This is a genomic window from Acinetobacter sp. SwsAc5 (assembly GCF_013391485.1).
In the GTDB taxonomy this organism is placed as follows: Bacteria; Pseudomonadota; Gammaproteobacteria; order Pseudomonadales; family Moraxellaceae; genus Acinetobacter; species Acinetobacter towneri.
In genome coordinates this window covers 30,923-44,249 of sequence record NZ_JACAXD010000015.1, presented here as the reverse complement: position 1 = coordinate 44,249, position 13,327 = coordinate 30,923, and the positions used below count along the sequence as shown (strand labels likewise).

At 39.8% G+C, this 13,327-nt stretch carries 14 protein-coding genes and 1 pseudogene; 13 read left to right on the top strand and 2 right to left on the bottom strand.

The window, feature by feature from the left end:
- Positions 1-33: 33 nt before the first annotated feature.
- Complete coding sequence (locus tag HYG89_RS10000) at positions 34-840, bottom strand: tetratricopeptide repeat protein (protein WP_178867353.1); 807 nt, start codon at positions 838-840, stop codon at positions 34-36.
- Between the two features lie 186 nt (positions 841-1,026).
- Complete coding sequence (locus tag HYG89_RS09995) at positions 1,027-1,749, bottom strand: folate-binding protein YgfZ (protein ID WP_004972410.1); 723 nt, start codon at positions 1,747-1,749, stop codon at positions 1,027-1,029.
- Between the two features lie 256 nt (positions 1,750-2,005).
- On the opposite strand from HYG89_RS09995, the gene acnD reads away from it, so the two are divergent.
- From acnD to HYG89_RS09930, 13 genes and pseudogenes are all read left to right on the top strand, one after another.
- Positions 2,006-4,612: a Fe/S-dependent 2-methylisocitrate dehydratase AcnD gene (acnD, locus tag HYG89_RS09990; RefSeq protein ID WP_178867332.1), complete on the top strand. Its 2,607-nt coding sequence runs from the start codon at positions 2,006-2,008 to the stop codon at positions 4,610-4,612.
- A 149-nt stretch (positions 4,613-4,761) separates the two neighbouring features.
- Positions 4,762-6,207, top strand: coding sequence for a hypothetical protein (locus tag HYG89_RS09985; RefSeq protein ID WP_178867331.1), 1,446 nt, complete (start codon positions 4,762-4,764; stop codon positions 6,205-6,207).
- Positions 6,208-6,251: 44 nt separating this feature from the next.
- Positions 6,252-6,491: pseudogene (locus HYG89_RS09980) on the top strand (PIN domain-containing protein); the annotation flags it as partial.
- 130 nt (positions 6,492-6,621) lie between these two features.
- Positions 6,622-6,765, top strand: a complete 144-nt coding sequence (locus tag HYG89_RS09975) for a zinc ribbon-containing protein (protein ID WP_004972403.1) — start codon at positions 6,622-6,624, stop codon at positions 6,763-6,765.
- Between the two features lie 106 nt (positions 6,766-6,871).
- Complete coding sequence (locus tag HYG89_RS09970; RefSeq protein ID WP_178867330.1) at positions 6,872-7,444, top strand: DUF4126 domain-containing protein; 573 nt, start codon at positions 6,872-6,874, stop codon at positions 7,442-7,444.
- A gap of 563 nt (positions 7,445-8,007) precedes the next feature.
- Positions 8,008-8,259 (top strand): DUF6868 family protein, encoded by a 252-nt coding sequence (locus HYG89_RS09965; RefSeq protein WP_004972400.1) that lies wholly within the window; start codon positions 8,008-8,010, stop codon positions 8,257-8,259.
- A 119-nt stretch (positions 8,260-8,378) separates the two neighbouring features.
- A complete protein-coding gene (locus HYG89_RS09960; RefSeq protein ID WP_004972399.1) occupies positions 8,379-9,092 on the top strand; it encodes an SIMPL domain-containing protein in 714 nt (237 codons plus the stop codon).
- Positions 9,093-9,257: 165 nt separating this feature from the next.
- Positions 9,258-9,923 (top strand): RluA family pseudouridine synthase, encoded by a 666-nt coding sequence (locus HYG89_RS09955; protein WP_167845806.1) that lies wholly within the window; start codon positions 9,258-9,260, stop codon positions 9,921-9,923.
- 280 nt (positions 9,924-10,203) lie between these two features.
- The gene (locus HYG89_RS09950; protein WP_178867328.1) at positions 10,204-11,136 is read left to right on the top strand and encodes a DUF5660 family protein; all 933 of its coding nucleotides are present in this window, start codon (positions 10,204-10,206) and stop codon (positions 11,134-11,136) included.
- A gap of 182 nt (positions 11,137-11,318) precedes the next feature.
- On the top strand, positions 11,319-11,696 hold the full coding sequence (locus HYG89_RS09945) for a ribonuclease E inhibitor RraB (RefSeq protein WP_096901552.1): 378 nt from the start codon (positions 11,319-11,321) through the stop codon (positions 11,694-11,696).
- Positions 11,697-11,811: 115 nt separating this feature from the next.
- Positions 11,812-12,177 (top strand): DUF488 domain-containing protein, encoded by a 366-nt coding sequence (locus tag HYG89_RS09940; RefSeq protein WP_004972391.1) that lies wholly within the window; start codon positions 11,812-11,814, stop codon positions 12,175-12,177.
- Between the two features lie 93 nt (positions 12,178-12,270).
- Entirely contained in the window at positions 12,271-12,612 is a 342-nt protein-coding gene (locus HYG89_RS09935; RefSeq protein ID WP_004972388.1) for a zinc ribbon domain-containing protein YjdM, read from the top strand.
- Positions 12,613-12,852: 240 nt separating this feature from the next.
- Entirely contained in the window at positions 12,853-13,194 is a 342-nt protein-coding gene (locus tag HYG89_RS09930) for a YegP family protein (protein ID WP_178867326.1), read from the top strand.
- Positions 13,195-13,327: the final 133 nt, after the last annotated feature.

Below are 13,327 nucleotides of genomic sequence, written 5' to 3'. Positions count from 1 at the left end.
TCTCTGATTAATAGCCTTTATAAAGAAACTATCTTAACTTTTCTTAGCGGTTGCCTTGTTTGAACCTTTGGCTTGATCGGCCATCATTTTTTCTACCGCAGCCAGTGACTCTTTGGCTTGAGGTACATTTTCCTGTGCCAATGATGAAAAAATCTTTTTCGCCTCAGGTAAATTTTGTGGCACAATATTGCCATTCACAAACATATTGCCCACCGCCATGAGCGCAGGAATATAGCCCTTTTGTGCCAAGTTTTGGATACTTTGTAGACCTTGTTTAATTGGTGCTTCATTTTTGTTTTTAAAGCCCGTGCTAATGTCGTATAAAGCTTTGGCATGAATAGCTTGAAAATGATCTTTTGCTATTAAAGGCTGTAATAACTTTAGTCCTTGTTGATCTGACGCTGCCGTATTTTCTGAGAAATATACAACGGCTAAATCTACAGTTGCATCGTGAAAACCTAGTTTAGAGGCACTTTGTAAATGCTGTTTAGCTTTGGCAGTATCTTGTTTTAAACCCAAAGCACCCGTCAGATAGTTTTTACCTAACACATAATGCGCAACAGGGTAGCCTTTTTGAGCAGATTGCTCGTACAACTGTAGGGCTTTCTTTTCATTTTTAGCGGTGCCTTGCCCTGTTTGGGTTAAATAACCCAAGTTATACATGGCTTGAGCATTGCCAGCTTTGGACAGTTTTTCTAACTCCTGATAGGCATCTTTGACTTTATTGGCTTGCATTAATTGTTCAATTTTGGCAAAAGCAGGATCGGTTGGAATGTTGCTATTTGCCATGCTGATGCTGCTAGATAGGGCAATCGCACCCGCAATGAGTAGTTTTTTCATCATTTGAGTTGTACCTTGTTCTCTTTTACACATCATTCCGTTGATGTGCGTTTTGTTTTTACAGTGGTGCATTCATCATAAGTTGAAAAGTGTGAATGTAAATATAAAAAATGTGTACGAATGCTTTTTCATTGTCACTTGAAGGGAATCTTGCGACTCCCTTAACCTGAGCGGGTGGAATCTATTTTATTGCGGACGTGCAACATCGCCATTCAAATGTTCAGGCAAAGCCAATACTTGTACAGCTAACTCTTCCAAAGCACTTGGTTTGGCAACCACCAACGCTTTAAAACCTTCTGCAGTCGCTATGCTATTCACCACTTCCACATCATTATTCAGTTTGGCGGCAGGTGCAGGTGCCTCGCCTGAACCCTGAATTAAATGCAACCAATGTTTTGGTTTGGCTTTAAACCATAAACGTGCCACGACTTCCTGACCCAAATAACAGCCTTTGTCATAATGCACGCCATCTCGTTGATGCAAACGCAATTCCTGCGGTTGAAACACTTCTGCTGTTGAGGCTTGAATCCATGCCTGACCTGTTTCAATCGCTTGTAGTTGCCATGCGTTTAAATCAGTCACTTCAGCTGAAAATTCAGTTTGATTGCCCTGAATGGTTGGGTAAACCGTACCGATGGTTTCAAGCTGCATTTTTGAAAATGCACCAAACTTTTTAATGTGTTTGGCTAAATCTTCGGCTTGGTCGGCTGTGCTGATGATTTCAAAACATTCGGACGAGATTTTTTTAAGCCAGAAGCCAAACTGAACGCGTCCTTTTAAACTGCAAATTGCGGTATAACAGGTTGTATTTTCAGCTAATGTTTCGACATTGACTGTTACCTGACCTTGCAGGAATTTTTGTGCATCGACACCGTTTAAACTTAAAGCACTGAAAGCTAAATCGCGCATGAATAACCTTTCACATTGAAATCTAAGACTAAAGAATGAGGTCAATTTTGCGCTATTTTTCAAAAAAAAGCATTTTTAGAGCAAGAATTTTACTCAAAATGTAATTAAATGTTTCAAAAACCCCTGTTTTTATATTTAAGTGTATGAAATATATAGGATTTGGGAAATGGGTTTTTGGCAGCGTACAATGCTTTCGACGGGTGGAAACAATCATCCCATAAGATGTTGAGAACAATAGAGTAAGGGCGAATACCAGATGAATAACAACTACCGCAAACCGCTGCAAGGCACTCAGCTCGATTTTTATGACGTGCGTCAAGCCGTTGAAGATATCCAGCCAGGCGCCTATGCCAAACTTCCTTATACCTCAAAAGTACTTGCAGAGCAGTTGGTGCGCCGTTGTGATCCTGCAATTTTAGAACAATCTTTAAAACAATTGATTGAGCGTAAACAAGAGCATGATTTTCCGTGGTATCCAGCGCGTGTGGTATGTCACGACATCTTGGGGCAAACTGCGCTCGTTGACTTAGCAGGTTTACGTGATGCAATTGCCGATCAAGGTGGCGATCCTTCTAAAGTGAATCCTGTCGTACCTACCCAGTTAATTGTCGATCACTCTTTAGCTGTGGAATATGGCGGTTTTGACCCAGATGCTTTCCGTAAAAACCGTGAAGTGGAAGATCGTCGTAATGAAGACCGTTTCCACTTTATTGAATGGACGAAAACTGCATTTGAAAATGTTGATGTGATTCCTGCAGGCAACGGCATCATGCACCAGATTAATCTGGAAAAAATGTCACCAGTCATTCAAAACCGTGAAGGCATTGCATTCCCAGATACTTGTGTGGGTACAGACTCACACACACCACATACCGATGCTTTGGGTGTCATTTCTGTAGGTGTAGGCGGTCTTGAAGCTGAAAACGTGATGTTGGGTCGTGCTTCTTGGATGCGTCTGCCAGACATTATTGGTGTGGAGTTGGTCGGTCAGCGTCAGGCGGGTATTACAGCAACTGACATCGTATTGGCTTTAACCGAGTTTTTGCGTAAAGAACGTGTGGTCGGTGCATATTTAGAATTCTTTGGTGAAGGTGCAGATAGCATGTCGGTGGGGGATCGTGCCACGATTTCCAACATGACACCTGAATATGGTGCAACTGCCGCTATGTTCTACATCGATCAAAACACCATCGACTATTTAACCTTAACAGGTCGTGAAGCAGATCAGGTCAAACTGGTTGAAACTTATGCTAAAGAAATTGGTCTTTGGGCATCTGAAATGACACAGGCAGAGTATCCACGTGTATTACGTTTTGACCTTTCAACAGTAACTCGTAACATTGCAGGCCCATCGAATCCGCATGCGCGTGTTTCAACTGCAGACTTAAAAGAAAAAGGCATTGCAGGTGTGGTTGAAAACCGTACTGATGGTTTAATGCCAGATGGTGCCATCATCATTGCTGCGATTACCTCTTGTACTAATACCTCAAACCCGCGTAATACTGTAGCAGCAGGTTTGTTGGCACGTAAAGCCAATGAGTTAGGTTTAGTGCGTAAGCCTTGGGTGAAATCATCATTTGCACCAGGTTCTAAAGCGGCTGCATTGTATTTGGAAGAAGCAGGCGTACTGAAAGACTTAGAAAAACTTGGTTTTGGTATTGTCGCTTATGCATGTACTACTTGTAACGGTATGTCTGGTGCATTAGACCCAGCGATTCAACAAGAAATTATTGACCGTGACTTGTATGCGACTGCTGTGCTGTCGGGTAACCGTAACTTTGATGGTCGTATCCATCCGTATGCGAAACAAGCATTTTTGGCATCGCCACCGTTGGTTGTGGCTTATGCGATTGCAGGAACGATTCGTTTTGACATCGAAAAAGATGCTTTGGGCACAGATCAAAATGGCAACCCAATTTATCTGAAAGATATTTGGCCATCTGATGCTGAAATTGATGCTTTGGTGAAAGAGTCAGTTAAACCTGAACAATTCCGCCAAGTGTATATCCCAATGTTTGATTTGGGTGAGTCAGAAAAATCTGAAAGTCCGCTATATGACTGGCGTCCACAAAGTACTTATATCCGTCGTCCGCCGTATTGGGAAGGTGCATTAGCGGCACCACGTACTTTAGCCAATATGCGTCCTTTGGCAATTTTGGGCGATAACATCACCACAGACCATTTATCTCCATCGAATGCGATTATTTTAGATTCGGCAGCAGGTGAGTACTTGGCAAAAATGGGCTTGCCAGAAGAAGATTTCAACTCTTATGCAACGCACCGTGGTGATCACCTGACGGCACAACGTGCAACTTTGGCGAATCCAAAATTGTTCAATGAAATGGTGGTACGTTCAGACGGCACAATTAAGCAAGGTTCTAAAGCGCGTGTTGAGCCAGAAGGCGAAGTAATGCGTATGTGGGAAGCGATTGAAACCTATATGAACCGTAAACAGCCGTTAATTATTATTGCAGGTGCTGACTATGGTCAGGGTTCTAGCCGTGACTGGGCTGCAAAAGGTGTGCGTCTTGCTGGTGTGGAAGCAATTGTCGCTGAAGGTTTTGAGCGTATTCACCGTACCAACTTGGTGGGTATGGGCGTATTACCACTTGAGTTTAAAGCGGGTGTAAACCGTAAAACTTTAGGTTTGGATGGTACAGAACTCTATAGCGTGATGGGTAATATTGCGCCACGTTCAGACTTAACTTTGGTGATTGAGCGTTCAACTGCAGACGGCAAAAATCAAATGATTGAAGTGCCTGTGACTTGCCGTTTAGATACCGAAGAAGAAGTGTCTGTATATGAAGCGGGCGGTGTATTGCAACGCTTTGCGCAGGACTTCTTGGAAGGGAATGTGGCTTGATGTAATTCTTTAAATCCTCCCCAACCCTCCTTTGAAAAAGGAAGGAGTTCCCCCTCTTTTTAGAGAGGGGTTAGGGGAGATTAAAGTTATTGAAATTGTTGTAAAAAGACCCTACTGTTAAGTAGGGTGTTTAATTGTCGGCTCATCTGATGAATACTGATTTATTACATAAGATAATAATTTACCAAAAATCGTATTTTGAAATTATTAATGAATTTTTTATAAAATTTGTGGGAAAGGAGCCTAGAAATTTTCATGATTTTAAAGAGCTAGGCTTTTACTTAAAAGAAATGTATGAAAGAAATAAAAATAATATGGCTTACTTTTCAAAGCTGAATCAAATACGTTTAGAATTTTTGGAAAAATTAACCAAATTATATTCTACTGAGTCACCTCAAGTTTTTAAATCAGCACAGAATTTAAATTTATTTAAAATTAACTTGGGAGGGAGTAGTCGTTTTTTAGAGACACAACTAAATGCAGTTCGTAAGTCCTTACTATTAACAGATATTGTTTTAATTCCTGATCCGATTCTACCTTGGATTGAAAAAGAAAGAGCAGAAGAAAGATTTACTAATATAAGAATGATAGAGGCTGTATTCTTTATTTTACATTTGAGAGAGCTTCTGCAAGAAGATTTTGAGGTTCCTCCATTTTTTATTTTTCCAAGTTGGGAAAAAATACTTGAAGATAAGGATTCTTATACTCAGAAAAGTATTTCGAATCTATTTGTTGATTTTTTTAACTTCTATCTAGGAACATCATTTCAAAGCAAAAATGATTTAATTTATTATGCTTTTAAGAATAATGATAAATTTTTAAGTACAGTTGAAAGGAAGCGCTTATTTATTTCACCTAATGGATTAGATCTCTCTGATTTAAGAAACTCCATTGATAATTATAAAAATTATGCTAATGAAAATAGGTCTGAGGATTGGTGTCGTCAATATTTAGACAATGATACTCAGATAGTTCTGAATGGGATAAGTGAAAGATTAGCACCACAGTTTCATCTTTTGGAGAATTCTCATGAAATGAGCAGCAATCCTTATATCTGTATTCCAGAACACGCTCATTACTATAATTTAATCTCAAGAATGAGTTGGTCATCCCAAGCGAATAATTCAATTGATAGACAGACCGATACAATTTTAAATGTTTTGACGAATCAACGATTGGATTATTTAGCTAATTTTAATGATGAAGAAATTAAGATGCTTAGAAAAGCAGATGAACATATTTTATTTAAAAATGAAATGAGAACTTTTATAAGTTCAATATCAACTTCCAAAATTGAAGATATAGATTATGTTTCGAGAGAATTTTCTCAATTTTTAGATAGAAAAGTTAAACAGCATATTCAAGAATTAGAAGGATTAAAAAGTAAGTATAGATCTAAACATATACAAACTTTAGGGCTTGTAGGGGGAACATTGGCAGTTAATTTTATGCCGCTACTTGGACAATTGATCTCAGTTATTGGAGCTGGAAGTATCGGTGTTAAATACTGTGGCGATAAGTTAGATGAAAAATATGATTTTCAAAAAGCTAAATCATCTTATGTTGGGGTAATTGCACTTGCAAAACAAAGATGACTCTAAATTAAGACTTTCCCCAACTGCCACAATCCTATACCAAAAAGGTAATACATGAATTAACGTCAACAATTCAAGTGGTTGAATTGGATGAAAATGTTGCACACCATTATGCAGAAATACGCCAGAACCTTGCATCTAAGGGGCAGATCATTGGCGCAAATGACTTATGGTTAGCAGCACATGCACGTGCAAATCATTGGGTCATGGTCACCAATAACGAAAAAGAATTTACTCGTGTCGATGGATTAAAAGTCGAAAACTGGGTATCTAATCCTTTGTAAGTGAGTTAGATTTTTTATAAAAATCATCCTTTGCCTAACTGCCATCATCACCTGTCAAAATGGACAATAGACAATCATCACAGAATAGATATACTGGATTGACCATTTCTAAACCACACGGAGAACAAAGATGGTAACTGCAGGTGATAAACCAGGAACAGGCTTCTATTTTTGTGTCCAATGCGGGCATCGCGTTTACTTAGAAATTGGTACAGACCGTCTACCACCGTGTACCAAATGCCATGGCACCCAATATAACAACAAGGTTGCCTAAGCTACACGACATAAAACAGCAGATCCTGTTTTAATCTAAAGCCCTATCACCCGATGGGGCTTTTTGCTATTTTAGCCATAGAAAACCCAAGGCAAAGAGGTACAACATGGAAACAATACTCGGTTTATGTGTCGGCATTGGGCTAAGTGCTGCCAGTGGTTTTCGGGTTTTTGTGCCTTTGCTGGTCATGAGTGTTGCGGCGCTCATGGGTTGGTTTGAACCCTTGAAAGGTTTTGAATGGTTGGCGATGCCTGCTGTTTGTCTAGCTTTGACCGTGGCAACAATCAGTGAAATTGCTGCGTATTATGTGCCGTGGGTTGATAACTTACTCGATACCGTTGCAACGCCTGCCGCCATGATTGCAGGTACACTCACCACAATGGCTGTAAGCAGTGGCGAAATGTCGCAATTTGCCAGTTGGGCTTCTGCCATTATTGTCGGTGGTGGAACAGCAGGTGTGTTGCAAATGAGTACAGTTGCGGCACGTGGTGTATCAACCGCAACCACAGGCGGTGTTGCAAATCCTGTGATTTCTACAGGAGAGTGGATTGGGGCTGCCGTACTTTCAGTGTTGTCCTTCATTGTGCCTGTATTGGTGGTTTTTGTGGTGCTCCTGACCTTAATTTGGGCAATTCGCTGGATTCGAGGAAAAAAGAAAGTTGTTGAATCCTCCACATAGATTTTTAGTCAGTTTGAAAATATTTAAAAATAAGTGTGGTAATAAATTTAATATTTAAGCTTTATTTGATAGTTTAAATGCATAAAAAATGCCTATTTGGGAAATTTTTTAAAATATGGCTTAAAAGATGATAAAAATTTTAAAAACTAATCAAAATAAAATCATTTCGGGGAAACAATCCCATCCTCAAATCACTACTATAGATCTCAAGGGTGTGATGGGGATCGAAAAGAGTAGATTGCTACCAGTTGCGTACAACGTGCGTGTAGTACTTACCCAAAAGGTCTCGATTCGGCTTAGGACGCTATAAATCAGAAGTTTATAGGCTATAAGATCATGACTTATCCAGCATGATAGTTGAAGTAAACCACAGTTGTTTTCCCTAACACCCTAAAGAATATTGTTAAAAATATAAAAAACAAAACAAGATCAAGAAAATAAAATTTAGATAAAATAAAAGCTTAAATAAATTTTAAATCATCTTTCCGCTACAAAACTCTCATCAAGTTTTTCTTTTAAATCTGTTAATTTGCAATGATCATCCACATCTAATTAGGTGGGATATGAGTGTTGATTACGATTTTTGGTGTCGTTTATTACTGACCTGCGCACTGATTAACTATGCCATTTTAATGCTGTGGTTTGTGGTGGTGATTTTCGCGCATGACTGGCTTCGACAGTTACATGGCAGATGGTTCAAATTGTCAGATGCAAGTTTTGATGCCATTCATTATGGCGGCATGGCAGTCTATAAAATTGGGGTATTGCTATTGAATATTGCGCCACTCATTGCGCTGTATATGATGCGACCTTAATTTAAAACTCTATAAACAAGCATCGAAAAGCATAGAAACAACCGCTTTAGACAGTACATTAAAAACACACGGTCATTGAAATAGAGGCGAAAAGCCCGCAATTTGAGGAGTTGGCAAACATGAATCAATTTAAACCTGCATTGATTTTAGGCGGTCTAATTTGTTTGGGAATGGTGCTCGCAGGTTGGATATTGGGCAATAGCGCACTCAAAATTAAACAATATGAGCGTGTGGTTTCAGTCAAAGGTTTGTCTGAACGTGAAGTAAAAGCCAATGTCGCGGTGTGGCCAATTCGTTTTAGTACCGCCAGTCAAGACTTGGCCGCGCTGTACGACACCATGCAAAGCCAAACATCCCAGATTCAAAACTTTTTAAAAAATGAAGGTTTTAGTCCTGAAGAAATCACCATTGCTGCTCCTGTAATTACCGATAAATACGCCCAGCAATATGGTGGCGATGGCAATGTTGCTTTGCGTTATACCGCACATCAAACCATTACGGTCTATACCAAAAATATTGATAAAGTGCGCAGCGCACAAAGCCGTTTGGTCGATTTAGGCAAAAATGGAATTGCCTTTGGTGGTGAAGATTACGGGCAACGTACCGAATATTTATATACACAACTAAATGACATTAAACCTGCCATGATTGAGCAAGCCACACAAAATGCCCGCAGTGTTGCAGAAAAATTTGCCGCAGATTCTGACAGTCGTCTAGGTAAAATTAAATCAGCCAATCAGGGTGTATTTAGTATTGAAGACCGTGACAGCAACACGCCATATTTGAAAAAAGTACGTGTGGTGTCTACGGTGGAATACTATTTAGCAGACTAAGTTTGGCAGACTAAGTTTCGCAGACTAAGTTTGACAGATTAAGCTTGGCAGACTCAGCCAATTTAAAATCTAAATCTTTACACTAAAAAGTACATCGCCCGACTGAATTGACAGTTTGGGCTGTGCTTGATATTTTGCCCGCACCGCTTTGCATGCTGTATGTTCATGGCTTTAAACGACAACTTTATTTATGCACCTCCACAAGAACCCTTAGTGATTGTCTATGAAGATGACGATTTATTGGTGATTGATAAGCCAGCAGGTTTATTGTCTGTGCCTGGACGTTTGCCTCAACATCAAGACAGCGCATATTTAAGAGTGCTCGCAAATTATCCTCAGGCAAAAATTGCCCATCGTTTAGACATGGCCACCTCAGGTATTCTCATGTTTGCCAAGCATCGTGATGCAGAAGTCGCATTGAGTAAAATGTTTCAGGCACGAACAGTAGAAAAAAACTACATTGCTTTAATTCAAGGCAAACTTGAAGGTGAGGGCAGTGTCGATGTGCCTTTAATTACTGACTGGGAAAACCGTCCACGCCAAATTGTGCATTTCGATTTAGGCAAGCCTGCGCAAACGCTGTATCAAGCTTTGGAATATTGTGCGGTTGAAGATATTACCCGTGTTTTGCTCACCCCAATCACAGGGCGTTCGCATCAGTTACGAGTACACATGCAATATATTGGACATCCCATTACAGGTGATAAGTTATATCATCCTGAACCGAAAAAAAGTACGTTAGGTCGGATGGCGCTGCATGCCAGTTATTTGGCTTTCACACAACCTCTAAGCCAGGTTCCTGTTGCAATTCGGGCACAGCTTCCTTTTTAGAGATTTTCGGATTCAATTTTTCTAACATGCGCATATTTTTCAATTTTTTTGTGAAAATACTCAAAAATTGGGATAGTCTTCGTGCCGCTAACTCGCTAACGTATCCTTAGAGCTTTAGTTATTCATTTGCCTTGGCATAAATGAAGGAGGTGAATGACTCGCTGTTCTAAAATTTTGTGTTTTGAGTGTGGTGGGCTGTCAAAGCGGGTTAAAAAGCATCTTTAAAAACTGAAGATGACTTTTCAAAATATGGCAGACCAATGCGGGTGGGAGATGTTATATGCTGTATATATTGGTTGCAATCATTATTGTTTTGGTGGTGATTATTTTTTGGCAATCTCAGCGTAGCCGTGAGTTGTCTGCCAGCATTCAATCTTTACAAAGCAATTTAGACCGCACTCGCTCCAATTTAGCGTCCGATGAGTTGGAAAGTAATGAATTAGAGCATCAGTTGGCTGTGCTACGTATTGAATTAGGCAGTTTAAAAGGTCGTTTAGAAACCTTGCAGCACTATCAACATATTTTAGACGTTGAGCAATATGTATTAGAACGTCGCCAACAAGTTGAAATGTTTGTAGAAATGGTTAAATCCGAAGCGGAAAATACGCGGGAGCAGTGCAAGCAACAAGTTGAAAAAGTCCGAGATTTTTTAGCCGAGCATGAGCAAAAAACCAAAGCCAAAATGCTTAAAACTGCACAAGATCAATTGGGTGCTTTTTATAACTTGGTTGAAGAACGTCAGCAACTCGAACAGGTTATGACCGCGCTGTATCATAAAATTGAAAATCAAACGCCTGCTTTTCAGTTGCCTGCGCAGCAGCTATTGGATGATCTGATTGAAGGCTATGGCTATAGTGATGCAGCACAACACTTGCAGCAAGTACGACACAAGATTCAAGATGCAGTCAAAAATCAAGAAGTTGCACATTGCGCCTTTGTCGATGAGCAACGCCGTCTAGCGGCAGTGACTTTACTGACTCAAGCATTTAATAGCAAAGCAGATTTGTATTTGGCGCAGCTGACTGAACAAAATCTGGCTGAATCGCTTCAAGCTTTGCAGGATGATTTTACTTTACTGAATCATTATGCCGCTGCATTTGGACACGCAAAAATTCTGGATTCTTATTTGACACTTCGACAAGAAGAATTAAAGTTTGCCGCTTTGCTGTTGGCATTTAAACAGGAAAGCATCTTGTCAGATGCCACAAATTAAACTGGCAGCAAATACTTAGAGTAATTGCGGTGTCTAAAAACAAGCTTTTGGGTGTTTCAGACTAAAGTCAGTGTATAACGAAATGAAAATTGAGTCCTTCGGGCAAATTTGTGCTATGTTGAATTCACTATTTTGTCACTTGCCAAATATATATTGGCTAAAAAGATAACAAGGATATTCGCATGACACGTGACTATGAACAATTCCCTGATGATGATAATGGCAATGTACTTTGGCAAATGCATGAAGATGGGGATGACCTGACAGAGCCACATGAGATTGAGTACTCCATCGCTTTTACCACACAAGAACAAGCTGAAAAATGTGCTTTGTATTTGTTGGCCGAAGAACAAAAAATTTCATTATTCCAAGATGAAGAATCTGACGCAGTTGAATGGATCATTACCATTTATGTTTACATGGAACCAGAGTATTCAGACATTATCGATTTAGAGCAATGGTTCAGCAAAATTGCTGAAGAACATGGCGGTGAATACGATGGCTGGGGCTGTATGGCTTACGTCTACGATGATGAAGACGAAGACGATTACGAAGATTAAATCGGGTATCTGAAAAGCATGTGTTGATCACATGCTTTTTTATTTGTGATACATAATCTGCTGCCTAAAACTTTGGCGCTGATGACGTCGTCATAAAAGATGCAGAGGTGCAAATATGGATATTGCAATGAAACGCGCTTATCTTGAAGCGACTCAGGCAGATGGAACACGAGTGCTGGTTGATCGCTTATGGCCGCGTGGTGTGAGTAAAGAACGCGCTCGTATTGACTTATGGCCCAAAGAAATTACGCCTTCGACTGGGCTGCGTAAATGGTATCATCAAAACCCTGAACAACATTGGGATGAGTTTCAGCAGCGTTATATAGCTGAATTAGCAGAGCAAGAAGAGGCTTTACAGGCGTTGTGTGAACTGGCACAGCAGCAAAAAATCACTCTGGTCACAGCAGCTAAAGATGAGCAGCACAATCATGTAGTGGTATTAAAACGCGTGATGCTGCAACGCTTAGCACAGTCCAATTAAAGAGTTTTATTTGATTATCCTTGTGCTTTATAAGGATTTTAAGTTTATGAAAATTCAGTAAAAAATGCTATAATATAGTTTTTGAGGTTTTTTATGTCTTTGCCAAATTGCCCAAAATGCCAATCAGAATACACTTACCAAGATGGCGACCTACTGATTTGTCCTGAATGCTCACATGAGTGGAAAGAAGGGGAACAGCTAGAAGAAACTGCTGCTGTGATTAAAGATGCAAACGGCAACGTGTTGGCAGATGGCGACACGGTGACTGTGATTAAAGACCTGAAAATTAAAGGTTCTTCGGCTGCTGTAAAAGTGGGAACGAAAGTGAAAAATATTCGCTTAATTCCAGATGCAGCAGATGGTCATGACATTGATTGTAAGATTGATGGCATGGGGGCTATGAAATTAAAATCTGAATATGTGAAAAAAGCTTAAGTTTAAGCAGATTTCAACAGCGCAGGCGACTTGAGTTGCCTGCGCTTTTTTATGGAGTTTATAAAAGTATTTTAGTATTCAAATTGAGCAACAATAACTTTAAGAGTGTACAAAATTAATACTGTTTTCTTGTGCCTAAGTCCTTTATATTTTAAGTGAAAAGAATAATTTTTAGGCAGTTTAAAGCCTAGCATCATTCAACAACACACTTCACCACTCATAAGAAAACTGGGGGCAAGTATGTCAGGATGGTTTGAGATTTCACAAGCAAGCAATGGTCAGTACCGCTTTGTACTTAAAGCTGGGAATGGCGAAATTATCTTAACCAGTGAACAGTATAAGGCGAAAGCATCGGCAAAAAATGGCATCGCTTCGGTACAAAAGAACAGTCAGGATGATGGGCGTTATGATCGATTGACACCTAAGAATGATAAGCCGTATTTTAATTTAAAAGCTGCCAACCATCAGATTATTGGTACGAGTCAGCTCTATACTTCTGAACAATCACGTGACAAAGGCATTGAGTCGGTGAAAACCAATGGCGCAAGCACCACGGTCAAGGATTTAACGCAGGAATCGTAATCTTTTGCATTAAATCTTGATGTTAAATTGCATTAGAAAAGCATGCTCTGGCGTGCTTTTTTATTGAGCTAAGTAGGCAAGGTGTTAAATCTAGCCTTGATTAAGCCGTTGAATCACAGATGACAATTTCAGG

Bases quoted from the DNA above. Each gene is read 5' to 3' on its own strand.
- HYG89_RS10000 (WP_178867353.1), bottom strand. From the start codon at position 840: ATGAAAAAACTACTCATTGCGGGTGCGATTGCCCTATCTAGCAGCATC.
- HYG89_RS09995 (WP_004972410.1), bottom strand. From the start codon at position 1,749: ATGCGCGATTTAGCTTTCAGTGCTTTAAGTTTAAACGGTGTCGATGCA.
- acnD (WP_178867332.1), top strand. From the start codon at position 2,006: ATGAATAACAACTACCGCAAACCGCTGCAAGGCACTCAGCTCGATTTT.
- HYG89_RS09985 (WP_178867331.1), top strand. From the start codon at position 4,762: ATGAATACTGATTTATTACATAAGATAATAATTTACCAAAAATCGTAT.
- HYG89_RS09975 (WP_004972403.1), top strand. From the start codon at position 6,622: ATGGTAACTGCAGGTGATAAACCAGGAACAGGCTTCTATTTTTGTGTC.
- HYG89_RS09970 (WP_178867330.1), top strand. From the start codon at position 6,872: ATGGAAACAATACTCGGTTTATGTGTCGGCATTGGGCTAAGTGCTGCC.
- HYG89_RS09965 (WP_004972400.1), top strand. From the start codon at position 8,008: ATGAGTGTTGATTACGATTTTTGGTGTCGTTTATTACTGACCTGCGCA.
- HYG89_RS09960 (WP_004972399.1), top strand. From the start codon at position 8,379: ATGAATCAATTTAAACCTGCATTGATTTTAGGCGGTCTAATTTGTTTG.
- HYG89_RS09955 (WP_167845806.1), top strand. From the start codon at position 9,258: ATGGCTTTAAACGACAACTTTATTTATGCACCTCCACAAGAACCCTTA.
- HYG89_RS09950 (WP_178867328.1), top strand. From the start codon at position 10,204: ATGCTGTATATATTGGTTGCAATCATTATTGTTTTGGTGGTGATTATT.
- HYG89_RS09945 (WP_096901552.1), top strand. From the start codon at position 11,319: ATGACACGTGACTATGAACAATTCCCTGATGATGATAATGGCAATGTA.
- HYG89_RS09940 (WP_004972391.1), top strand. From the start codon at position 11,812: ATGGATATTGCAATGAAACGCGCTTATCTTGAAGCGACTCAGGCAGAT.
- HYG89_RS09935 (WP_004972388.1), top strand. From the start codon at position 12,271: ATGTCTTTGCCAAATTGCCCAAAATGCCAATCAGAATACACTTACCAA.
- HYG89_RS09930 (WP_178867326.1), top strand. From the start codon at position 12,853: ATGTCAGGATGGTTTGAGATTTCACAAGCAAGCAATGGTCAGTACCGC.